The sequence below is a fragment of the Acidovorax sp. FW305-C-20-28 genome (assembly GCF_058783375.1).
Map to the genome: position 1 here is coordinate 138,291 of NZ_JBYSYM010000017.1, position 19,617 is coordinate 157,907.

30 protein-coding genes are annotated in these 19,617 nt (G+C 68.0%); 19 read left to right on the forward strand and 11 right to left on the reverse strand.

The features are described 5' to 3' along the window. The first annotated feature begins 40 nt into the window (after window positions 1-40). Genes AC3WOH_RS19900 through AC3WOH_RS19920 form a run of 5 tightly spaced genes read left to right on the forward strand, consistent with a single transcriptional unit; the run spans window position 41 to window position 3,191 of the window. Window positions 41-904 carry an amino acid ABC transporter permease gene (locus tag AC3WOH_RS19900; RefSeq protein ID WP_492231052.1) on the forward strand — a complete coding sequence of 288 codons (864 nt, stop codon included), beginning with the start codon at window positions 41-43 and terminating at the stop codon, window positions 902-904. 10 nt (window positions 905-914) lie between these two features. Then, entirely contained in the window at window positions 915-1,697 is a 783-nt protein-coding gene (locus tag AC3WOH_RS19905; RefSeq protein ID WP_492231053.1) for an amino acid ABC transporter ATP-binding protein, read from the forward strand. Between the two features lie 19 nt (window positions 1,698-1,716). Continuing rightward, the gene (locus AC3WOH_RS19910) at window positions 1,717-2,160 is read left to right on the forward strand and encodes a VOC family protein (protein ID WP_492231054.1); all 444 of its coding nucleotides are present in this window, start codon (window positions 1,717-1,719) and stop codon (window positions 2,158-2,160) included. 52 nt (window positions 2,161-2,212) lie between these two features. Then, entirely contained in the window at window positions 2,213-2,863 is a 651-nt protein-coding gene (locus tag AC3WOH_RS19915) for a GntR family transcriptional regulator (protein ID WP_492231055.1), read from the forward strand. A gap of 28 nt (window positions 2,864-2,891) precedes the next feature. Further along, window positions 2,892-3,191, forward strand: a complete 300-nt coding sequence (locus tag AC3WOH_RS19920; RefSeq protein WP_492231056.1) for a hypothetical protein — start codon at window positions 2,892-2,894, stop codon at window positions 3,189-3,191. 159 nt (window positions 3,192-3,350) lie between these two features. Here the strand turns inward: AC3WOH_RS19920 and AC3WOH_RS19925 are convergent, their stop codons facing one another. Then, a complete protein-coding gene (locus tag AC3WOH_RS19925) occupies window positions 3,351-4,892 on the reverse strand; it encodes a DUF2142 domain-containing protein (RefSeq protein WP_492231057.1) in 1,542 nt (513 codons plus the stop codon). Window positions 4,893-5,445: 553 nt separating this feature from the next. Between AC3WOH_RS19925 and AC3WOH_RS19930 the strand changes: the two genes are divergently transcribed. Beyond that, on the forward strand, window positions 5,446-5,865 hold the full coding sequence (locus AC3WOH_RS19930) for a hypothetical protein (RefSeq protein ID WP_492231058.1): 420 nt from the start codon (window positions 5,446-5,448) through the stop codon (window positions 5,863-5,865). 45 nt (window positions 5,866-5,910) lie between these two features. On the opposite strand, the gene AC3WOH_RS19935 is transcribed toward AC3WOH_RS19930, so the two are convergent. The 3 genes from AC3WOH_RS19935 to AC3WOH_RS19945 all read right to left on the reverse strand — a co-directional run bounded on the left by AC3WOH_RS19935 (window position 5,911) and on the right by AC3WOH_RS19945 (window position 7,792). After that, the gene (locus AC3WOH_RS19935; RefSeq protein WP_492231059.1) at window positions 5,911-6,594 is read right to left on the reverse strand and encodes a hypothetical protein; all 684 of its coding nucleotides are present in this window, start codon (window positions 6,592-6,594) and stop codon (window positions 5,911-5,913) included. Window positions 6,595-6,937: 343 nt separating this feature from the next. Next, entirely contained in the window at window positions 6,938-7,297 is a 360-nt protein-coding gene (locus AC3WOH_RS19940) for a hypothetical protein (RefSeq protein ID WP_492231060.1), read from the reverse strand. 3 nt (window positions 7,298-7,300) lie between these two features. Beyond that, on the reverse strand, window positions 7,301-7,792 hold the full coding sequence (locus AC3WOH_RS19945) for a hypothetical protein (RefSeq protein ID WP_492231061.1): 492 nt from the start codon (window positions 7,790-7,792) through the stop codon (window positions 7,301-7,303). A gap of 228 nt (window positions 7,793-8,020) precedes the next feature. Here AC3WOH_RS19945 and AC3WOH_RS19950 point away from each other — a divergent pair, with 228 nt between their 5' ends. The 4 genes from AC3WOH_RS19950 to AC3WOH_RS19965 all read left to right on the forward strand — a co-directional run bounded on the left by AC3WOH_RS19950 (window position 8,021) and on the right by AC3WOH_RS19965 (window position 10,047). Beyond that, complete coding sequence (locus AC3WOH_RS19950; RefSeq protein ID WP_492231062.1) at window positions 8,021-8,482, forward strand: DUF4262 domain-containing protein; 462 nt, start codon at window positions 8,021-8,023, stop codon at window positions 8,480-8,482. Window positions 8,483-8,602: 120 nt separating this feature from the next. Then, the gene (locus AC3WOH_RS19955) at window positions 8,603-9,169 is read left to right on the forward strand and encodes a hypothetical protein (protein ID WP_492231063.1); all 567 of its coding nucleotides are present in this window, start codon (window positions 8,603-8,605) and stop codon (window positions 9,167-9,169) included. 79 nt (window positions 9,170-9,248) lie between these two features. Continuing rightward, entirely contained in the window at window positions 9,249-9,635 is a 387-nt protein-coding gene (locus AC3WOH_RS19960; protein ID WP_492231064.1) for a hypothetical protein, read from the forward strand. Between the two features lie 34 nt (window positions 9,636-9,669). Continuing rightward, complete coding sequence (locus tag AC3WOH_RS19965; RefSeq protein ID WP_492231065.1) at window positions 9,670-10,047, forward strand: nuclear transport factor 2 family protein; 378 nt, start codon at window positions 9,670-9,672, stop codon at window positions 10,045-10,047. 252 nt (window positions 10,048-10,299) lie between these two features. On the opposite strand, the gene AC3WOH_RS19970 is transcribed toward AC3WOH_RS19965, so the two are convergent. From AC3WOH_RS19970 to AC3WOH_RS19980, 3 genes are read right to left on the reverse strand one after another with little or no spacing between them, the layout of a single operon-like run. Next, on the reverse strand, window positions 10,300-10,626 hold the full coding sequence (locus tag AC3WOH_RS19970) for a hypothetical protein (RefSeq protein ID WP_492231066.1): 327 nt from the start codon (window positions 10,624-10,626) through the stop codon (window positions 10,300-10,302). Between the two features lie 24 nt (window positions 10,627-10,650). After that, window positions 10,651-11,070, reverse strand: a complete 420-nt coding sequence (locus tag AC3WOH_RS19975) for a hypothetical protein (RefSeq protein WP_492231067.1) — start codon at window positions 11,068-11,070, stop codon at window positions 10,651-10,653. Between the two features lie 59 nt (window positions 11,071-11,129). Continuing rightward, the gene (locus AC3WOH_RS19980; protein WP_492231068.1) at window positions 11,130-11,618 is read right to left on the reverse strand and encodes an Lrp/AsnC family transcriptional regulator; all 489 of its coding nucleotides are present in this window, start codon (window positions 11,616-11,618) and stop codon (window positions 11,130-11,132) included. Window positions 11,619-11,710: 92 nt separating this feature from the next. Between AC3WOH_RS19980 and AC3WOH_RS19985 the strand changes: the two genes are divergently transcribed. The 5 genes from AC3WOH_RS19985 (at window position 11,711) to AC3WOH_RS20005 (ending at window position 14,687) form a co-directional block, all read left to right on the forward strand. After that, window positions 11,711-12,610: an EamA family transporter gene (locus AC3WOH_RS19985; RefSeq protein WP_492231069.1), complete on the forward strand. Its 900-nt coding sequence runs from the start codon at window positions 11,711-11,713 to the stop codon at window positions 12,608-12,610. Window positions 12,611-13,129: 519 nt separating this feature from the next. After that, a complete protein-coding gene (locus AC3WOH_RS19990; RefSeq protein WP_492231070.1) occupies window positions 13,130-13,270 on the forward strand; it encodes a hypothetical protein in 141 nt (46 codons plus the stop codon). Between the two features lie 254 nt (window positions 13,271-13,524). Further along, a complete protein-coding gene (locus tag AC3WOH_RS19995) occupies window positions 13,525-13,701 on the forward strand; it encodes a pilus assembly protein PilP (protein WP_492231084.1) in 177 nt (58 codons plus the stop codon). 39 nt (window positions 13,702-13,740) lie between these two features. Then, window positions 13,741-14,346, forward strand: a complete 606-nt coding sequence (locus AC3WOH_RS20000; protein WP_492231071.1) for a hypothetical protein — start codon at window positions 13,741-13,743, stop codon at window positions 14,344-14,346. After that, the gene (locus AC3WOH_RS20005; RefSeq protein WP_492231072.1) at window positions 14,343-14,687 is read left to right on the forward strand and encodes a hypothetical protein; all 345 of its coding nucleotides are present in this window, start codon (window positions 14,343-14,345) and stop codon (window positions 14,685-14,687) included. The genes AC3WOH_RS20000 and AC3WOH_RS20005 overlap by 4 nt, the downstream gene beginning before the upstream one ends. Before the next feature lie 85 nt (window positions 14,688-14,772). Here the strand turns inward: AC3WOH_RS20005 and AC3WOH_RS20010 are convergent, their stop codons facing one another. From AC3WOH_RS20010 to AC3WOH_RS20020, 3 genes are all read right to left on the reverse strand, one after another. Then, on the reverse strand, window positions 14,773-15,258 hold the full coding sequence (locus AC3WOH_RS20010) for a hypothetical protein (protein WP_492231073.1): 486 nt from the start codon (window positions 15,256-15,258) through the stop codon (window positions 14,773-14,775). Between the two features lie 95 nt (window positions 15,259-15,353). Further along, entirely contained in the window at window positions 15,354-15,884 is a 531-nt protein-coding gene (locus AC3WOH_RS20015) for a hypothetical protein (RefSeq protein WP_492231074.1), read from the reverse strand. Between the two features lies 1 nt (window position 15,885). Continuing rightward, complete coding sequence (locus AC3WOH_RS20020; RefSeq protein ID WP_492231075.1) at window positions 15,886-16,167, reverse strand: hypothetical protein; 282 nt, start codon at window positions 16,165-16,167, stop codon at window positions 15,886-15,888. A 140-nt stretch (window positions 16,168-16,307) separates the two neighbouring features. Between AC3WOH_RS20020 and AC3WOH_RS20025 the strand changes: the two genes are divergently transcribed. After that, window positions 16,308-16,793 (forward strand): SRPBCC family protein, encoded by a 486-nt coding sequence (locus AC3WOH_RS20025; RefSeq protein ID WP_492231076.1) that lies wholly within the window; start codon window positions 16,308-16,310, stop codon window positions 16,791-16,793. A gap of 39 nt (window positions 16,794-16,832) precedes the next feature. Here AC3WOH_RS20025 and AC3WOH_RS20030 read toward each other — a convergent pair whose 3' ends face one another. Then, entirely contained in the window at window positions 16,833-17,240 is a 408-nt protein-coding gene (locus AC3WOH_RS20030) for a DUF4345 domain-containing protein (RefSeq protein ID WP_492231077.1), read from the reverse strand. A gap of 200 nt (window positions 17,241-17,440) precedes the next feature. Here AC3WOH_RS20030 and AC3WOH_RS20035 point away from each other — a divergent pair, with 200 nt between their 5' ends. The 3 genes from AC3WOH_RS20035 (at window position 17,441) to AC3WOH_RS20045 (ending at window position 19,273) form a co-directional block, all read left to right on the forward strand. Next, a complete protein-coding gene (locus AC3WOH_RS20035; protein WP_492231078.1) occupies window positions 17,441-17,851 on the forward strand; it encodes a PaaI family thioesterase in 411 nt (136 codons plus the stop codon). Between the two features lie 66 nt (window positions 17,852-17,917). Next, the gene (locus AC3WOH_RS20040; RefSeq protein ID WP_492231079.1) at window positions 17,918-18,901 is read left to right on the forward strand and encodes an IclR family transcriptional regulator; all 984 of its coding nucleotides are present in this window, start codon (window positions 17,918-17,920) and stop codon (window positions 18,899-18,901) included. 15 nt (window positions 18,902-18,916) lie between these two features. Continuing rightward, window positions 18,917-19,273: a hypothetical protein gene (locus tag AC3WOH_RS20045; protein WP_492231080.1), complete on the forward strand. Its 357-nt coding sequence runs from the start codon at window positions 18,917-18,919 to the stop codon at window positions 19,271-19,273. Window positions 19,274-19,617: the final 344 nt, after the last annotated feature.

The following is a 19,617-nucleotide window of genomic DNA, read 5'->3' on the forward strand; positions in this document are numbered from 1 at the left end:
CAGCGCCACCCCTCCACCGAGCCCCGACCGGAACCTTCGTGTGACCTTCGCCACCCCTCCGTCCTCCCCATCCGCCACGGCGCGCCCGCGCCGCGTGGTGCACCGCCGCCCCTGGGGCCCCTGGATCTTTGCCGCCCTGGTGCTGGCCGCCCTGGCCACCTTGCTGCATGCCGCCATGAAGGCCCAGGTGCTCAAGGCGTCGATCTTTCTGGAATACCTGTTCAGCCGCCTGGTGCTGGAAGGCGCCGTCAACTCGCTGATGCTGGGCACCACGGCCCTGCTGCTGGCCGGCCTGGTCGGGCTGGTGGCGGCGCTGATGCGCGTGAGCGGCAACCCCATCCTCACGGCCTTCGCCTCGACCTACATCTACCTGTTTCGCGGCACGCCCATGCTGATCCAGCTGATCTTCTGGTTCAACGCGTTTCCCATCATGTTCTCGCAGCTGCACATCGCCATCCCGTTCACCAGCTGGGTGCTGCTCGATGCGCCGATGACCTCGGTCATCACGCCCCATGTGGCGGCGCTGATCGGGCTGAGCCTGGCCGAGGGCGCGTACATGGCCGAGATCATCCACGGCGGCTTTCTGGCCGTGGACAACGGCCAGCGCGACGCGGCCCGCGCCATCGGCATGTCGCACGGCCTGCTCATGCGCAAGGTGGTGATCCCGCAGGCCGCGCGCATCATCGTGCCGGCCGCGGGCAACCAGTACATCCTGCTGCTCAAGTCCACCTCGCTGGCCTCGGCCATCGGCTACCTGGAGCTGCTGCGCATCTCCACCGACATCTATGCGGCCAACTTCCACGTGGTCGAGCTGCTGGCCGTGGCGGGCTTCTGGTACCTGGTGATGACGGCCTTTGCCACGGCGCTGCAGACCGCGCTTGAAAAACTCTTTCCCCACCGCTAGGCGAGGCACCATGTCCCAGACGCTCCCCCACGCCATCGAACTGGCGGACGTGACCAAGTACCGCGGCGCGCAGTGCGTGCTGCGCAATGTCAGCGCGCAGATCCCGCGCGGCCAGGTGGTGGCCGTGCTCGGCCCTTCGGGCGCCGGCAAGTCCACGCTGCTGCGCTGCGTGAACCACCTGGAGACCATCGACGGCGGCACCATCACCGTCGATGGCGCGCTCGTGGGCTACCGCCAGCGCGGCGATGCGCTGCACGAGCTGAGCGACCACGAGATCAGCCTGCAGCGGCGCCGCACCGGCATGGTGTTCCAGAGCTTCAACCTGTTTCGCCACCTGTGCGTGCTGGACAACGTGATGTCCGGCCCGCTGCACGTGCTGCGCCGGCCCCGCGCCGAGGCGCGCGAGCAGGCCCTGGCCCTGCTGCAGCGCGTGGGCCTGACCGACAAGGCGCAGGCCTATCCGCACCAGCTCTCGGGCGGGCAGCAGCAGCGCGTGGCGATTGCACGCGCGCTGGCCATGCAGCCCTCGGTGATGCTGCTCGACGAGCCCACCAGCGCCCTCGACCCCGAGCTGGCCCAGGAGGTCATCGCCGTGATCCGCCAGCTTGCCGAGGACGGCATCACCATGGTGATGGCCACGCACGAGATGGCCCTGGCGCGCGACTTTGCCGACCGCGTGCTGTTCATGGTGAACGGCGAGATCGCCGAGGACGTGCTGCCGGCGCGGCGCTTCTTCGAGGCCCCGGCGAGCGAGCGCGGCCGCCAGTTCCTCTCCCATCACCTCTCCCACTGACCTCCCGAAAGATTGCGGCATGAACCACCACCCCTTCCACCACCTGCACCATGTCTGCATCGTCGTGCACGACCTGGAGCAGGCCGTCGCCTACTACGAACGCCTGGGCATGGGCCCCTGGTTCGACTACCCCAAGGGCCAGCCCTATGTGGCCTTCGAGGTGCCGAACCAGGCGGCCTCCGACAGCATGCGCTACAAATGCCTTGACCTCGCCAACTTTCAGCTGCAGCTGTGCCAGCCGTCCTTGCTAGACTCGCCCCAGCGCCGTTTTCTGGACGCGCATGGCGAAGGCGTCTACCACCTGGGCTTCGAGGTGGCCGACTGCGACGAGGCCGAGGCCCACGCGCGGCAGGCCGGCGTGCTGCCCACCGCCCGCGGGCGCCGGGCCGACCGCTCCGGCTTCACGTATTTCGACACGCGCGCCGGGGCCGGCGTGGTGCTCGAAGTGCGCCGCACCGCCTGAATTTAGCTTGCCAATTCCGCTCGCCACCTCCGTCCGCCACATTGGGAACCCCATGACCCTGCACCCCCCCGGCACGGCGCCGATCACCCTGGACGTTCACCAGCAACTGCGTGACCGCATCCTGTCGCACGAGCTCAAACCCGGTGAGCGCCTGGTGGAAGACGACCTCTGCGCGCTGCTCTCGGCCGGCCGCACCCCCGTGCGCGAGGCCTTGCTGCGCCTGCAGGGCGAGGGCCTGGTCAGCCGCAGCCGCGGCTGGGTGGTGGGCACCGGGGCGCCGCTGGCGGTGCGCAGCATCTTCGAGAGCCGCATGGCCATCGAAGGCTATGCCACGCGGCTGGCGGCCGAGCGGGCCCCGGCCGAGGCGCTGCAGGAGCTGCGCCAGATCCTCGTGGCCATGGACGCGGCCGAAGCCGTCTCGCGCAGCGAGGTGAACCGGCTCAACCAGATCTTCCACCGCCGCGTGGTGGCCCTGTCGGGCAATGCCTACTTCGTCGAGCAGCACGAGCGCACGCAGTTCCAGTACTGGAGCCTGCGCCTGCCGGTGATCTTTGCCAAAGACCAGCTGGCCCATTCCGCCACCGAGCACCACGAGATTCTTGCGGCGCTGGAGCAGCGCGATGGCGACCGGGCCGAGGCGCTCACGCGCGAGCACATCGCCACCACGATGCGCATCGTGGCCGACGCCCTGGGCGAGCGCTGAACGGGCACGGCCACCGGCACCGATGGCCATGCTGCGGCAGCTCACGGCCGGCGCCAGCCACCTCTACCCGGGCGTGCGCCTGGCCGGCCCCGCGGCCGCCGACTTTGCGCACTGGCAGGCGGGCGATGCGGTGCTGGTCGAGTTCGCCGACCTCACGCTGGGCAGCGGCCAGCTCGCCGCCGGCCCGCCGGGCCACTGGCGCCTGGACCTGGGGCCGCGCAGCACCGCCAAGGGCACGCCGATTGCGGCCCAGGCCTGGTGGATCAGCGCCACCCCCGGGCCGGCGGGCCAGGCCGCTGCTCCGTTGCGCGTGCGCAGGCCGCGCTAGTGTGCTGTCCCGCAGATAGGTGGCACAACTAAAACCGATGGATTTCGCGCCATGGCAAGGCGCAAACCGCAGCGATAGCCGGTGCTATCGCGAGGATTTGCAACGCAGCCATGGTGAGAAGGACGCGGTTTGAGTGCCACTTGTTTGCGGGACCGCACACTAGAAGTCCACCACCCGGTGCAGCAGGGGCGACCCGAGCGCCCGGAACAAGCCCTGGAGCAGGCCCTGGAACGGGTCCATGCCATAGCGGTCCTGCAGCGTGACCACCAGCGCGAACAGGCAAAACGCGGCGTACACCAGCGTGAAGCCATGGGCCCAGGGGGCGGCACGGGCCGGCGCCGCGCGGTCCTCTGGCCCGGCCTTCACCGACCCGAGGGCGGCGGCGGCAAACATGGCGGGGATGATGAAGTAGCGCCCATGGATCCCCCGGAGGAGGTCGGTGGGGTAGGGGTTCCACGTCACCGCCAGGGCAGCGAAGGCCAGCAGGGCGCTGCCAAGGCCCATGCAGACCAGGGCCCCGCGCAGCAGCGCGTCGCGCCGTTCAAACCGCGTGCCCCCCACGGACAGGGCCGCCGCCAGTGCCAGGCCGCCCACAATGGCCAGCATGGCGTAGCGGGGGATGGGGGCGTCGGCCCAGCCCAGGTGGCCGATGAAGGTGTAGAGGATGAGGTAGCCCTGGTCCGGGTGGGCGAGCGTCTTGCCCACCAGGCCCAGCAACTGCAGCGGGTCTTGCAGGTAAAAGCCGATGATCTGGCTGGACGTGAACGCCCGTTGCACGCGGTCGTCGTAGGTGGTGAGCAGGCCGTACAGCGTCCAGCCCACGCTGGCGGCCACCAGGGCGATGGCGGCCGGCACCTGGCGCCACGCCCGGTGCCGGGCGGCCAGCAGCCAGGGCAGCAGCAACAGCGGCAGCAGGTTGGTGCGCGAGGTCACCAGCATGAAGATCGCCAGGCAGAACGCGCCGCGGTGCCAGGGCGTCACCCGGCCGGGCGCATGCCACTGCAGAAAAAACAGCGACAGCACCAGCAAGGCCAGGGCAAAGCACAGCCCGTCGATGGTGGGCGAGACGACCTGGAACAGGGTCATCGGCATGAGCAGCAGGGCCAGCACGGGCAGGGACGGCCGCCAGATCTGCCAGGCCCAGAAGGCCACGCCGAACACCACCAGGGTCACCAGGATCCGGGTCATCTTGTAGCTGTGCCCCAGCGTCGCATCCAGCGCTCGGCTCAGCTTCAGGCCCAGGGCATGGGGCGCGTAGATCAGCGGCGCGTAGTAGCCCGTGCCCGCCGCGTGGACAAAGGCTTCCTGGTCCAGCCAGTCGTGCTTGTCCGCCTCGCGCATGAAGGCTTCGGGCTGGATGCTGCGGTCCCGCTGCGGCCCGATGAGCTTTTGCGCCCACAGCGCAAACTGCAGAAACCGCCCATCGACCTGCCCGCCGGTGCTGCCCGGGGAGTCCGGCTCCTCACGCACCAGCACCGGCTGGCCATGGGCAATCATGTCGGCCCGCAGCAAATGCAGAATTTCGTCGGGCGACTGGAACGCCGGGATCATCTGCATCACCAGGCAGGCGACGACAAAGGCCGCGGCAAACCAGGTGAACCGGGTGGCCAGAAACCGGCTGCTCTTGCTGCTGCTGCGGACCTGGTTGCCCACGTGGGTGGGCGCAGCGGCGCTGGCCGGGGTGCATGGCGCCGAGGTCACAGGCGGCTTTCAGGCCATGGGCGGCAGGCGGCGCCGCACCGCCCCGCAAGACCCGCCGCAAGGCGAACGGGCACGCTCTGGCGGCGAACACAGCGCCATGGTGGTTTCGATGCCGCCATGCGGCGGCTGCCCTGCGGAATGCAGGGTTCTAAACAGTCATTCACATGAACCTCTCTGGTGCCTTTTTTTGTCATCGGCAAGGCAAGCTTTTTTCTTGCCATGCCGGTGGCCCTCATCCGGCTGCATGCAGCCGCGCGCGGGGCCGCGGATCAAGGTCCATTGTGGGCGCGAAGGACGGCGCGGCACGGTGACTGGGGTCACGTTCAGGGTGCGCTCTTGCGCAAGGCCCTGTGCAATTGAGCCGCGCACCGGTTGAAGGCTGCCTGCCGGTGGGCATGGAGCAAGGCATTCAGGCGGGGGTGAAGGGCCCGGCGCATCCATCACCCGTTTGGGGGGCGAGGCCGTCGCCAATGCCGGCCCAGGCCGCATGGGTTGCTGCTACCCTTGCAGGCCACGGCGTTGATGGCCCATTCTTCGACTTCTGGAGAACCCGATGAAACCCACCATGGCCGTTCTGGCGCTGTGCCTCCCCGTGCTCGCACAGGCGGGCGAGCTGTCCCTGTCGTGCGTGGGGGCAGAGTCGAACCATTGCCCCGTCGCGGTCGATGTGAGCTTGGACCGGGAGCGGCTCACGGCCCAGTTTGTGCAGAGGACCCCCAGCGGCGAGCAGGCCGTGGTCACGCTGGGCTGGTGTGGCGACACGGCCAGTGGCCGCGGCCGGTGGGACACCGACAGGGGGTGCGTGACGACCGGGAAGTTTCGCGTCCTCAACGGCGAATTGACCAGGCAGCAACTGGCCGATGGCGCCATGCAATTCGAAATCCATGCGCTGATGGCCATGTGCCAAAAAAGCGCGGCTTTTTCCCATTGCTCCGTGGTTGCCAGGCCAGCACCCCGCCCCTCAAGCCCGTAAGGCAAGGCGCAGCCCGGGGGGCGGTGCGCACCCGCGCGCCTTCATTCACTGCGCCAGCAACTGTGTCGCCTCCACCGCCAGCGCGATTGCGGCGATGGCCTGCAGCAGGCGCAGGGCGCCACGGATCTCGCCGAGCTGCCGGCCGGCGCGCAGCAGAAAGCGCTGGATGCGCCGCGAGCGCGGTGCGAGCGCGGTGACGAGCAGCACCAGCACGGGCGCCAGCAGGGCGTAGAAGGCCTGCTCCAGTTCGCTGTGCACGGGGGCGCCGTCGATGCCGGCGGGCAGCTTGCCCATGACGAACACCAGGTTCCAGGCCAGCAGGGCCGCGACCAGGGCCTTGGTGCGCACGGGAAAGCCGCGCGCGGGCGTGGGCACGGCCGGGCGGCCGGTGGTGAAGCCGGCGTCGCGCAGCGCCTGCAGCAGCGCGCTGCGGGCGCGCGCACTGCTGCAGTACAGCACGAACACCTCGGGGTAGTCCGCACGGTGGTGGTGGATGCGCACGCCCGTGGTCAGCCAGGGCAGGGCGCCCACGGCCTCGGCGGTGAGCACGTCGCCGGGCGCAAAGCGGTACTGGCCCAGGAAGTCGACCGTCACGGCCCCGTCGGCCACCTGCACGCGTGCCGCCGGCCAGGGCGCGAAGACGCCGCCGACATACGCGCCGCTGTGCGCGCCATGGGGCGTGGTGGTGCTGGTGGCGGTGGTGCTGCTGCTGTCGTGTTCGGTCGTCATGGTCCTGCCCCTTGCATGGCTTGTGCCGTGGACTGCCCGCTGCACGTGTGCCGTGGGCCCGGGCGGCTGCGCAGCCATTGGAGCATGGAGCGCGCGGGGCAGGGCGCAAGACCGCACGTGACAGGTGCACATTGCGCCTGCGGCACGGGGCTGTCAATCGGGTTGGGCCGGGGTGGGCGAGCGGCCCCCGCCCGGCCCGCGGTTTCGTGACATTTGCCCGCGCACACTCCGCGCCCTGGCGCTACTGTCGGTCCATGGGCCACAGCAGCCCCTACCCGCCCGGGCGGCGAACACCCCATGCTCTGCCCTCGGGGAGGGGGCCTTGAACGCAACGTGGCCGCGTTCAATCCCACCAGCAATAGAGCGGATTTCCGCAAACACCGTAGGCGCCAAGGCTCTGCGAATCCGCGCCCCAAAAGCAGTAGTACTCGTCTTCTTCGGGCTCGTAGACCAGCCAGTAGCCTGCTGATTTCGCCAGCAGGTAGCCCGAGATCCGGGAGCCGATTGCGCGGTGCCGAAACCCAGGCTCCACGACCGTGGCAGACACCCGATCAGGCGCAGTGGCGTGCGCACGGATGCTCGCCCGCAGCTTCTCGAAATACGCGGTCTCGTCCTCGCCTTTGGGAACGATGATCCCCGAGGTATCGGACAAGGCCGCTTCCAGCCGGGCCCAGTAGGGGTTGGCGGCGCCCTGCACGTGCATGCATCACCTCCTGACCACACCCACCAGAAGATGGGTGGCCGAAAAAGCCAGCGCGGTGATGAGGACGTACGTGACCGGGTGGGCGGCAAGGGCATCCTGGCCCAGCGCATAGAGCGGGTACCCCAGCCACAGGACGGGCCCCACCACCAGCAGGAGCAGTGCGGCCTTCCAGCGGGCGCTCTTCAACAAAGAAGAAGGCCCCCGCACCTTGGCAAACACCAACCCCCGCCACAGGATCGCGGCGATGAACACGGGCGTGGTCAGCACCGAGAACACGTACACCGCCATGCGGAAGCTCACGTGCAGGTTGGGGGTGTCCTGGTAGAGGGCGATCGGGTAGTAGAAATCACAGAACGCCACCCCGATGGCCGGGTAGGCGTGCACCACGGCGGCAAAGACCGATGTCAGCAGCACATTGGCTAGCATAACCCATTCCACGCGCAGCGCTTTGCGTTCGGGTCTTTGTCCATCTATCGCCGTCAACATCATCGTCATGATCTGGAATTCCGGTCAGGCAGTCGGTGCGCGCGGCCATCCTCCATCTGCGGCAGGGCGGGCCCGGCCCTCCACCGGTGGTGGATTGTGGTCGATGGCACAGCGTGCAACCAACACCCGTTTGGGGGGCCACCGCTATTGCAATGGGGTGCTGGGGCCGGCCGGGGGCTGAGTGGGCCTGTCGCCGAGCAGCTAGACTGCCGCCATCGACGAGGGCCTGTTACCGCCATGGACAAGTTCATCAAAAGGGTTCGCAAGGACATCGCCAACCACGGCTGCTCCGTGATCGCCGTGGGGGACGAAGACCCGCCTTTCGCCTATACGGTGGGGCTGTGGTCGCGCTTCAAGCACCCTGAACTCATTGTGTTCGGCCTGCCCACCGACCTCACTGCGGACCTTCTGAACGCCATCACCGCGAAGGTTGCAGCGGGGGCCGAGTTCAAGGTGTTCAGCCAGCTTCACGACGTGGGCGGAAAGTTCGGCCTGCAGGTCAAGCCCCTGCATGGCATGCACCTGGAGCGCTACTTCGGCTTCGGGCTCCGCTTCCATGGGCAGGAGTTCCCCATTGCCCAGGTGGTCTGGCCCGATCGCGCGGGGCGGTTTCCCGAAGAGCCCGGCCATGATCGCTCCTACGCAGACTTGCAGCCCGTGCTGTCGGGTGCGCCGCCTGCACCTGGCCAGGCGGGATGATGCCGCAGGGCATGGCTTGCGGCGGGCACAGCGCGGCCACGGGGGCGCCAGCGGTCGCGCCGACCTGGGCCCTTATCATCCCGATCACCTCAGCCCCCTTGTCTCGCGCCACCCTGCCTCATGTTCAAACTTCCCACCCTTGCGGCCGCTCTGGTCACGTCTGTCCTGCTCGCCGCCTGCGGTTCTCAGCCCAATGCCGCGTCTGTCGCATCCATCCCCAGCGGGGCCTTTGCGTCCGACAGGTCGGGTGTGGTGATCCTGAGCACCGGAGCGCCAGAGACCTGTGTTTCACTGGTCACCTTCCTCAAGGTGTTCGAAGCGGCCACCCGCAAGCAGGTCGACTCGGTGCCCCTGATCCCGGTCGATGCGTACACCAACAAGAGCGAGTTCTCCACGCACCATGGCCAGGTCAGCGCGTTGGCATTGCCGGCGGGCGAGTACTACGTGTCGCCCTGGGTGGCCAATCCCTACGTCACCCCTGTCAAGACGCCTGCCTATGCATTCAAAGTCACTGCGGGCGAGACGGTGTACATCGGCGAACTCTTCATGCCCCGCGCCTGCGGCCTGAGCACTACGCTGCAGGTCAACGACCGGTACGAGAGGGACCTGAAGCTGGCCACCGAGAAGAACCCGTTGGTGGCACAGCGCGCGGCGACCAAGCGGCTCATGCGGGGGACGCCGCAGTGAGTGCGGTTTGCGCCAGGGCCCTCGCCGCAGCGGCCTGTCCATGGCCCAGGCGCTGCGGAATGCCTCGCAGCAACACCCCATGAATGCCCCGCAAATCCCGCACGCCCGGCACACCAGCAACGTGCCAGGAGACTTCTACGTCGAAGATGGCTGCTGCACCAGTTGTGAGATCCCATTCGTCGAGGCGCCCGGGCACTTCGCATTCGGCGCGGACGGGCACTGCTATGTCTGCAAGCAGCCATCCACACCGCAGGAGGCCGACGGCATGGTGCATGCGGCCGAGGTGTCTGAGCTGCATTGCATTCGGTATGCTGGCAGCGACCCGGACATTCTGAAAAAACTCATCGCCGTGAAGAGGAAAGATCTGTGCGACGTATTGCAGCAAGACCCAGAGCCCGCGGCGCAGCAAACGCCGGCGCGCGCAGCGGGCACCCGCAAGGTATGGTGGGCCGTGTGGCGCCGCTGATGCCGCCGGCCTCAGAAGGTGAAGATCCGCGCCAATGACCAACACACTCCTCGCCACCCTCCAGGCGCTCGAGGTGGAACTGCACCACCCCGGCGTGCGCTGCGACACCCAGCGCCTCGAACAACTGCTGCACCCCGATTTTCATGAAGTGGGCCGCTCGGGACGACCGTACGACCGGGCGACCGTGGTGCGCTTTCTGGGCGAGCAAGTGGCTTTTCCCCCGGTCATTTCGGATGATTTCGCGCTGCAAGCGCTGGGGCCGGGCATCGCCTTGCTGAGCTACCGCTCGGCGCTGCGCCGGCCAGACGCCACGCTGGAGAACCACACCCTGCGCTCCTCTGTCTGGGTGCTCGACGGTGGCCGGTGGCAGCTCATCTACCACCAGGGCACGCCTGCGGCGGATGCCTGGTAGGCCGCCGCGCACCCCGTGGGGCCTGGCGGCCTTGCGGTGTAGCCATCTAGTGTGCTGTCCCGCAAATACGTGGCACAAAAACCGTGTCTTTCACACCATGGCGGCGTTGCAAATCCTCGCGATAGCACGCGCTATCGCTGCGGTTTGCGCCTTGCCATGGCGCGAAACCCATCGGTTTTAGTTTTGCCACCTACTTGCGGGACAGCACACTATCACCCCAGTGCCCGCTGCGGGCGATTCCGGCCGGCGCGGTCAGGGGCCGGCCGTGGCAGCCCAGGCAAGCGCCCCGGCGCTGCACGCCAGCAAGAAGGCGGCGCCGGCGCCGACCGACACCAGGTTGCGGGCCGTTCGCTGGCGCGGGTTTCTCACCAGCACCGAAACGGCGCGGGACACGGCCCACAGTTCGATGAGCGTTCCCACCGACAGCACGATCGCGAAGGCGAGGACCAGGGCGATCGCATCCCCATGCGGGTTCCACCGGTGCCCCAGGAGCTCGGGCACGGCCACGGACAAGAGCAGCAGCAACAACAGGGCTGCAGGCGCCACCAGGGCGACGCGCCAGATGGGCCGGATCTTCATGGGCCGCGGCCGCCTGTGCAGGTGCTATGCGGCCCCGCGCCGGAACGCGAGCACCAGCGCAGCCAGAAGCACCGCAAGAACCAGCACGAACGCGCCCTTGCGCATGCGTTGGGGAAGCTGTTGAACGAAGAGACCGATGAATGGCAGGGCAAAGGCCATCACCGTCAGACCAAACCAGGTGGCGGGGGACCCCGTCAGGGTCACCTCTCTGCCGGTGAATCGGTCCCGCCCGCTGGAGATCTGCTCGGAGATCGCCAGGAGCCCTATCCCCGCAAAGGTGGCGACCCCCATGAGGGTCAGCACTGCCCACACCATGCGCTCGGTGGGGCTCGCGGGCTTTTGCGGCGCGGGTGGCTGCGCAGCTGCCTTCTGCGGCATGGCATGGGGCGCATGCCGCCGCCCTGCAGGGGGCACCGGTTTGTTCCGCTCCGTGCTGTCGGGCACATTCACCTCCATGGGCCGCCGTGGGCCGATGCGTCCAGTCTACACGGGGCTACCCCTCGCTACCCCTCGCCACCCCCACCCAGCGGCACCTGCAAGCCCGCCTTCAAGCACCCCAGCGACACCGAGGTGCGAAACCGCCGCACATTGTCGTCGCCCTCGAACAGGCGGCGCGTGAGGGCCTCGTAGTCGGCCATGGAGGCCACGTTCACCACCAGCAGGTAGTCGGCCTCGCCGGTCACGCTGTAGCACTGCTGCACGGCGGCCTCGGCGGCGATGCGGCCGCGCAGCGGGGCGGTGCGGTCGGGGCGCTCGTTCTCCAGGTGCACCTCGACCATGATGGTCAGCGGCAGGCCCACCTTCTCGGGGTCGATCACGGCCACGTTGGCGCGGATCACGCCGGTCTGCTGCAGCCGCTGGATGCGCCGCTGCACCGCCGGCGCCGACAGGTGCACGGCCTGCGCGATGGCGCGCTGGGGCGTGGTGTTGTCGCGCTGCAGGATGTCGAGGATGGCCAGGTCGAACGAATCCAGGGCGGGCAGGGCAGGCATGGGTGGTTTGGGCGGCGTTGGCGAGCGAAAGTTGCGTGAACAGCATGAATTTCGAGCCAAAAGCACGCCGCAGTCAAACTATATTTTCAGACATGTCCTCGTCTTCGTCCCTGTTGCACCGCTACCAGCGTTTCGTTCCCTTCCTCGCCGTGCTCGGCGCCGTCACGGCCCTGGGCATTGGCACCTCGTGGGCCAAGCACTACCTGTTTCCCCTGGTGGGCGCGCAGGGCACCACGGCCGTGCGCGTGGGCTTCTCGGCCCTGCTCCTGCTGCTGCTGTGGCGGCCCTGGCGCTGGCAGCTGTCGCGCACCGACCTGCGCGCCACCATGCTCTACGGCGCCATGCTGGGCGCCACCAACCTGACGTTCTACATGTCGCTGCGCACGCTGCCCTTCGGGCTGGCCGTGGCCATCGAGTTCTCGGGCCCGCTGCTCATGGCCGTGCTGTCCTCGCGCCGGGCCATCGATTTCGTCTGGGTGGCGCTGGCCGTGGTGGGCCTGGGCATGCTGCTGCCGCTGGGCGGCATGAATGGCAGCACGCTGGACCCCACGGGCGTGGCCTACGCGCTGGCGGCTGCCACCTTCTGGGCGCTGTACATCGTGTTCGGCAAGCGCGTGGGGCATTTGCATGCCGGGCATTCCGTGTCGCTGGGCCTGCTGGCCGCTGCCGTGGTGGTGGTGCCCGTGGGCGTGGTGCATGCCGGCACCGCGCTGCTGTCGCCGTACGTGCTGCTGGTGGGCCTGGGTGTGGCGGCCGTGTCCAGCGCCATCCCCATCTCGCTGGAGATGATGGCCTTGAAGCGCCTGCCCAAGGAGGCCTTCGGCATCATGATCAGCATGGAGCCCGCCGTCGCCGCCCTGCTGGCCCTGCTGCTGCTGGGCGAGGTGCTCACGTTCAACCAGTGGCTGGCGATTGCGCTCATCATGTCGGCGTCGATGGGGACGGCGATGACGGCGCGGCGCAGCGAGCAGGGCAAGCTGCAGCCGGCATAGCCGCGCCGAGGGAGGGGCTTGCCGCCTGGCCATTCTGTGCTGGCGCCCGCCTGCGTGCGCTGCTACATTGCGCTGCGCCGGGGTCCGCGTGCAGGCTCAGCGGCAGCCGCCTCGGCCATCCCCCGCATGAAGCCCCTGTGCATGACTCTCTCCGCCAGCAACACCCGCCACCCTCCACCTCCCCCTGGCACCACAGACGCCGCAGTGCGGCCATCGCGCCGGGCCAGCGCAGTGCAGCGCCTGTGTCTGCGCCTGTTGCCAGTGCTTGCCGTGTGCGGCAGTGCCCACGCTGCGCCCGAGCTTCCTGTTGTGCCGCCAGGGCTCCAGGCGTGCTCCATCGTGCAAGCGCGTGCGGTGCCCGGCGGGGCCGCGCTGCGGTTCCAAGAGGCGGAGTGGCGCTATCACGACTCACTGGGCAACGCGGGACGGATCGATCGCCGCGGGGTCACTCGTTTTTCTCAACGGCCCAGCGATCCGGACTCTCCTCCCGAGCCGACCCTTGTCGTGCAAAGCGGTGCAATGCTCACCCTGTTCGAGCACCACTTCGGCTGCACCGTGCTGGTGGACACCGTGGACGGACGCACCGTGCTCCGGATCCGCCGCTCCTTCAGCTACCCCGGCCACCCGGGCCGCAAGGACGAGTACGATGTGCCGCTGTAGGGCCGGCGAGCAGGCCGGGGATGGCGGGCGTTTTTGAAGGCCCCCGTGGGGTCGACATTGCCCCATGACACGACAACTGCAAAGGCCTGGAGGGCAAGATGAAGCTCCATCGATATGTTGTCTGGCTGTTGCTGCTTTTCCCGGTGCATGCATTTGCCGAGCGAGAGCGCCAGTCCCTGGAAGCGTTTGACCGAGACTCCTTGGTGGTCGCGGCGATCTATTTCAACAAGCCCATGAGGTAGTCCTATGCTGCAATAAGAGATCCCGGTGGGTACATCCATCTGGCCTACAAAGGGGACTACCTCGGAAAAGATTTCGGCCGGATCGTTGAAATCTCCAGGCAAAAAGGGGTTCGCGCCCTGGAGGTTGTGCAGGACGCAGATGGCGAGTGGGTGCAGCGCGAAGTCTGGATTCCGTTCAAGAAACGGTGAGGTGGCGCCCATGGTGTCGCCGGCCGCGACAATGCTGCAATGAGCTCCCACCTACTCCTGATCCTGGGCCTGCTGTTCCCGCTGATCAGCTGGCTCACCCTGGCGTGCAGTTGGTGGGCGGCGCGGCGCTCCGGTGGCCATTTCTCGCCGGTGCTGGTGCCCTTTGTCGGCCCGCTGGTGCTGACCTGGTGGCTTTGGCAGCAGGGGGCCCGGGGGTGGACTTTTGCCCTGCCCTGGGTGCTCGATATCGGAACCGTGGTGTTCCTCTACGTGCTACCCCGGCTGGTGGCTGAGGAATGGCGAACTAGCCGTTTCACGCGCGTCCAGGCATTGACGGGATCGCAGGGCGTGGCGCAGGTCCACATCTCGCTCCACTCCGGCGGGCACTACCTCTTGAAGAAGCGGTGGACCCGGGCACCGGGTGAACCGGGGATGATCGCCCTGAGTGAGCCAGGGACCTATGTCCAAGGTGCCACGGGCTCGCTGGAGTTGCGCTGCCATGCGGGCAAAGTCCGGCGGTTGGCGCTGGACGCAGACCACGGGTATCGGGTGTTCGACCCGGGCGAGCCGGATGACCGGAGCCTGGACGGCTGGCGGCTGCAGGCCAGCGGCGCGCAGATCACAGAAGAGGGAGGCAGGCCATGAAATCAGCAGGCGCAAAAGCTACGACTTCGGACCGGTTTGACGGGTACGTGGGCCTCTTTTTGTTCCTTGCGCTGATTGCTGCGCACCAGCTGGTGGGGGCTGCTGCGGCGGTCAAGGTGGTGGGTGCTTCCTTGATGCTGATGGGGAGTGCCTGGTGCTGGAGGGGGAGAATACCGTTTGGCATCGAGGACAGACCGCCCATGGGAGAGATCAGCGGCATGGCCGCAAGGCTGCTGGGGATGGTGGCTTTCCTGGTGGGCGTAGGGGTGCTGATTTATTCGATGCGCGTTGCCTGCGCCATGGGCTGGGCTGAGCTGGGTGCTTGCGCAAGGATCACGTGACGATGGGGCAGGCCCCCGATCCGGGGATGCGATGGAGGGGCCAGTGGCTGGTCAGCGCGGTTTGCCAGGGGCGAAGCAGGCCTGGCTACTCCGCATCCTCGTCAAAGATGCGCGTGTAGTCGCCAAACTTCTTGCTGCCCGCCAGGTCCTCGGCAATCACCCGGCGTGCGGTCTCGAAATCGACCACGAAGCAGCACACCTCCATGGTGCCGCTGCCGATGCTGCCGCCATCGCAATGGCCCAGGCCCGTCCATCCCAGGGTCTCGTTCAGGCGGTCTTCGAGGTCGTGGCGCTTCTTGATGTCTGCTTTGGTGCCCATGCCCTCGATGGCGTATTCGACCAGCAGGGTCACATGCTCATCCATGTCGATCTCGGCAAAGCCCTGCTCCTGCATGGCCTGGGCCTCGGCCTCGACGATGTCCTTGGCCTTGTCGCTGCCCTGGGTCTTGACGGTCTTGAACTCGCCGCGCGTGCCCAGTTCGCCCCAGTGCACGAGGTGCTCGCCCTTGCCTTCCTTCCAGGTCTCCCAGTATTCCTTCTTGGCATCGGTGAAGCGGTAGAGCTTGAGCATGGGGCGGTGTCCTTGGCGGTGGGAGTGGGGTGGGGCCGATTGTGGCGTGGCCGGGGCGGCGCTGGCCTGCAGTCAATGCCAGTTGTGCTGGCGGTTCAAAAGAGGTAGGCCTTGAGGTCCAGATCGTGGTCGGGGTGGCCCTGGGTGAAGCGCTCCGGGGTCGCGGGTGTCCCGCAGGCCAGGTGGTAGATGGTCTCGCTGTAGTACTGGCCGGAGTAGTTGGTGTGTCGTGCGTTCAGGGTGAGCCGCGCATACTGGCCCGGCAGCAACTCCAGTGCCGACCGGTCGGGGTGGCGCCAGGGTTGCCCGCCGTGCGGTGTGCCGGTCCACCCCAGCAGAAAGCCGCCCTGCGCCAGCGGGGTCAGACGCAGCACGTCCAGGCTGCGGGGCACCTCGGGTGCCTGGGAGGTTTCCTCCAGGCGCGGGCTGAACTGCTGTACCCACTCGGCCATGCAGTGGCGCTGCAGCACGAAGACCGCCCCCTCGGTGGGCGAGGGCAGCATGGGGAATGCGCGGGGCAGCGCTGCGCGCTCGTTGGAGCGCGGGGCGCCCCGGGTGGCCTTGGTCCACAGGATTTCGACCACCTGCACGGCCAGCGCCGGCGTGGCTTCGCGCCGCTGCACCATGTCAATCCGGGGTGGCCGTGCCTTCGGCCCAGACGGTGTGGCCGGGGTGGTGCTCGGCAACGGTGTGCATGGCCTCTGCAACGGCATCCGTGTCGCCGGGGGCGATGGTCCAGGTGAACACGGTGACGTTGGCGCCGCGGAGTTCGGGGCCGTGCAGTTCGTCCTGCGCCAGCACATCGGCCGTCACCCACAGCGGGACGGTGGCGGTCAGGCCGAGGGCGCGGTAGCTTTCATACCCCTGGCGGGTGTGGGCGAAGAAGACCATCGGGTGTGTGTCGCTCAATCTGCGGATCCTCTGGGCCGGAATCTATACTGCCCTGTGCGAGCGCCCCAGGCCCCGCACCGATGCTACACCCCACCCGCAGTAGTCCACTGCGGGGGGGTGATCCGAACCGAGCCGAACCCACCACAGGAGGCCATTGCATGCGCAGCAACCCCCAACCCACCGGCCATGTGGATGGCAACGATCTGGTTCTGGTGCGCAGGTTTCGCGCGCCCATCGGCGATGTCTGGGCCAGCCTGACCCGGCCCGAGAAAACCGCGCAGTGGTTCGGCGGCTGGGAGGGGGCGGCCGGGCCGGGCAAGACGGTGCGGCTGCAACTGGTCCATGAACAGGGCCAGCCCTGGTGCGATCTGCTGATCGAGGAATGCGCGGCGCCGCACCGGCTGGTCGTTGCGATGAAGGACGAGCAGGGCGCGTGGCGCATCCGCCTGACCCTGGTGCAGGCGGGCGATACCACCGAGCTGCGCTTTGTGCAGCACCTGGGCGACCGCCAACTCGCGGGCGACGTGGGGCCGGGCTGGGAGTACTACCTGGACATGCTGGTCGCCGCGCGCGAAGGCAAGGAACTGCCATCGTTTGGCGACTACTACCCGGCGATGAAGGCGCACTACCTGGCCGGCGCGTAGGGGAAAAAAGAAACTTCCGACTGCCTTGCCGCCAGTGCCTCATCGGGCGGCAGGCGGGTTGCGGTGCGCCAGCACCAGCACGAGGGGCACCACCAGCTCGGGCACCAGGTAGCCGATCCAGACGGTGGCTGGTTCGGGCAGGCCGACCAGGCCGATCGACACCAGCCGGCCCACGGCGGCCATGGCCACGCCCAGGGCGATCAGGTAGACCAGCGTGCCCTGCTGGCGGATGGTGACGGCCGTCCACGCCGCGATGAAGCCCATCGACAAATACACACCCGCCATGAAGCGGTGCACGTTGTCCAGTCGGGGCGTGGTGTCGGGCTGGCCCAGGAACATCTGCAAGGTGCCGCCAAAGACCGCGATGGCCGCGACCAGGAACAGGCAGACCTGCACGATGCGCTGGCGCACGGTGATGGCGGCGGGCTGGGGTTGGGATGCGGGCATGGCGGGCTCCTCTCGGATCGCGGGTCGGTGGTGGGGCTGTGGCGGTGGCTGGTGTGCATGCTACCCACGACCGGGGATGCTTGGCAAAGGGTGTTTGGCCATTTCTGCCCTTCGCTGCCTCTCCCTTGAAATTGTCTAAGTACAATTTTGTTGAAAATATACAATGCCATGCAGCGCCAAAGCAAAACGGCGCAGGAGACATGGCCTTGGAGACAAACGCAGAGTGGCGGGTGCGTGAACTCAAGGGGTTCATCGCCCATGCCGGCCCCCTGTGGGCGCGGCGCGAGGGGGAGGGCTGGGCCTATGGCTTTGCCATAGCGCCGCAGCACCTGAACCCCGCGGGCGTGGTGCATGGCGGCGCCCTGCTCACGCTGGTGGACCACGCCATGAGCACGGTGGCCTGGGAGGCCTGTGGCCGCGTGCCCTGCGTCACCCTGCAGATGGACTCGCACTTCGCCGCACCCGTGAAGCCCGGCCAGTTCGTGCAGGCCCGCGCCCAGGTGGTCAGGCGCACGGGCTCGCTGGTCTTCATGCGCGGTGAGCTGCGGGTGGACGGCGACGACGCCCCCGTGCTCAGCGCCCAGGCGCTGATGAAGCCGCTGAGCCCCTGACCGCAGCATCGCCCCGGGGCCACTTCCTTCCTTTCCTTTCCCCAGAACCACCACCAGGAGACACACGTGCGCACCGCCACCACGATTCCCGCCCGGCACAGCCTGATGGCCCTGTACGGCGGCCTGCCGTCCGTGCAGGCACCAGGGGCCGATGCAAATGGGGTTACCCTCGCTGGATTGCAGTTCCACCCGACACCGCATTCCCGCATGGCCACCCGATCTTCCAAAGCCGCTGCCGCTGCTGCTACTCCTTCGTCCACCGCCACCAAGCCCGCCCCAGCCGCCAAGGGCGTGCGCGTGCGCCCCGTTCCGGCGGTGACGCGGTCCATCGCCATCCTGCGGCTGCTGGGCGAGCAAAAGCAGCCGCTCACGCTCAAAACCGTGGCCCAGGCCCTGGGCCTGGTGCCCAGCACCTGCCTGCACATCCTGCGCGTGCTGGTGGCCGAAGACCTGGTCACCGTGGACCCCGACACCAAGCGCTATGCCCTGGGCACCGGCATGATCAGCCTGGCGCGCAGCGTGCTCGAGGGCGGCGGCTTCACGCAGCTGGTGCAACCGGTGCTCGACCGCATGGCCGGGCAGTTCGGCGTGACCGCCATGGGCGTGGAGATCACCGCGCGCCAGACGGTGCTGGTGCTGGCCATCTCGCAGTCGAACCAGCCGTTTCGCGTGCACACCGACGTGGGCAGCCAGTTCGACACCCTGGTCAGCGCCACGGGGCGGCTGATCGCCGCCTACAGCGGAGAAAGCTGGCCCGTGCTCAAGGCCCAGTTCGCCCAGGTGGTGTGGGACAAGGCGCCCACGTACACCGCCTGGAAGAAAGAGGTGGAGCTGACCCGCGAGCGCGGCTGGGCGCTGGACCGCGACAACTTCATGGCCGGCATCACCGTCGTGGCCGTGCCGGTGCTGTCGTCCGGCGGGCGCCTGGTGAACACCCTGGTGGCCGTGGGGCTCACGAGCCAGCTGGGCGCGGCCCGGGTGCAGCAGATGGCCCAGGTGATGCAGCGCGAGGCGGCGGAGCTGTCGGCGTTGCTCGGGGTGGGGGCCTAGCGCGCCATGGAGACCTTGCTCAAGACCATCACCATGCCCGCGGACATCGATGCCAGCGGGCAGGTGCCCACGGGCTGGTTGCTGGCCCGCATGGATCTGGCGGGCGCTGTGTTGCCGGGGCGCCATTTCGGGGTGCCGGTGCAACTGGTGGGCCTGTCGGATGTGGTGCTGAGTGGGCGGCCTCGGCTGAGGCAGAGCATTACCTTTCGGGGCCGGGTCGCTTCGGCGGATGGGCAGGCGGTGGTGGTGTGGGTCGAGGCGTTCAGTGAGGAGCGGGGGCAGGTGGGGGAGGTGTTGTTGATGCGGGCGCAGCTGAGGTATACGGCGGCTGTGGTGGAGGTGCCGGGGAATATTTTTCCGGGGAGTTTCTGAGGCCTGGCTTTGGGGCTGGGCTTGCTGCTCTTCGTTCTTCGGTGCTTGTTTTGTGGGCGGAGGCCGGGATGTCCGCCCGGCGGCGGAGTAACTTTCTCTTGCGTCGCCAAGAGAAAGTCACCAAAGAGAAGGCGACCCCCAGTCTGCGTCCCCCATTCGCCCTGGCGGGCGAATGGGGGCAGCCTGCGATGCTCGGATCTGGGGTGGGCGTCGATGAACTCGCTGCGTTCTTCGAACTCCGCTCAAACAGCATCGACGAGCCAGACGACGAAGCGTGTGTGTCCTTCGGCACACACGCCCACCCCAGCTCCTGCGCTTCTCGGCGCAGCCAGCAGGGGTGGGGA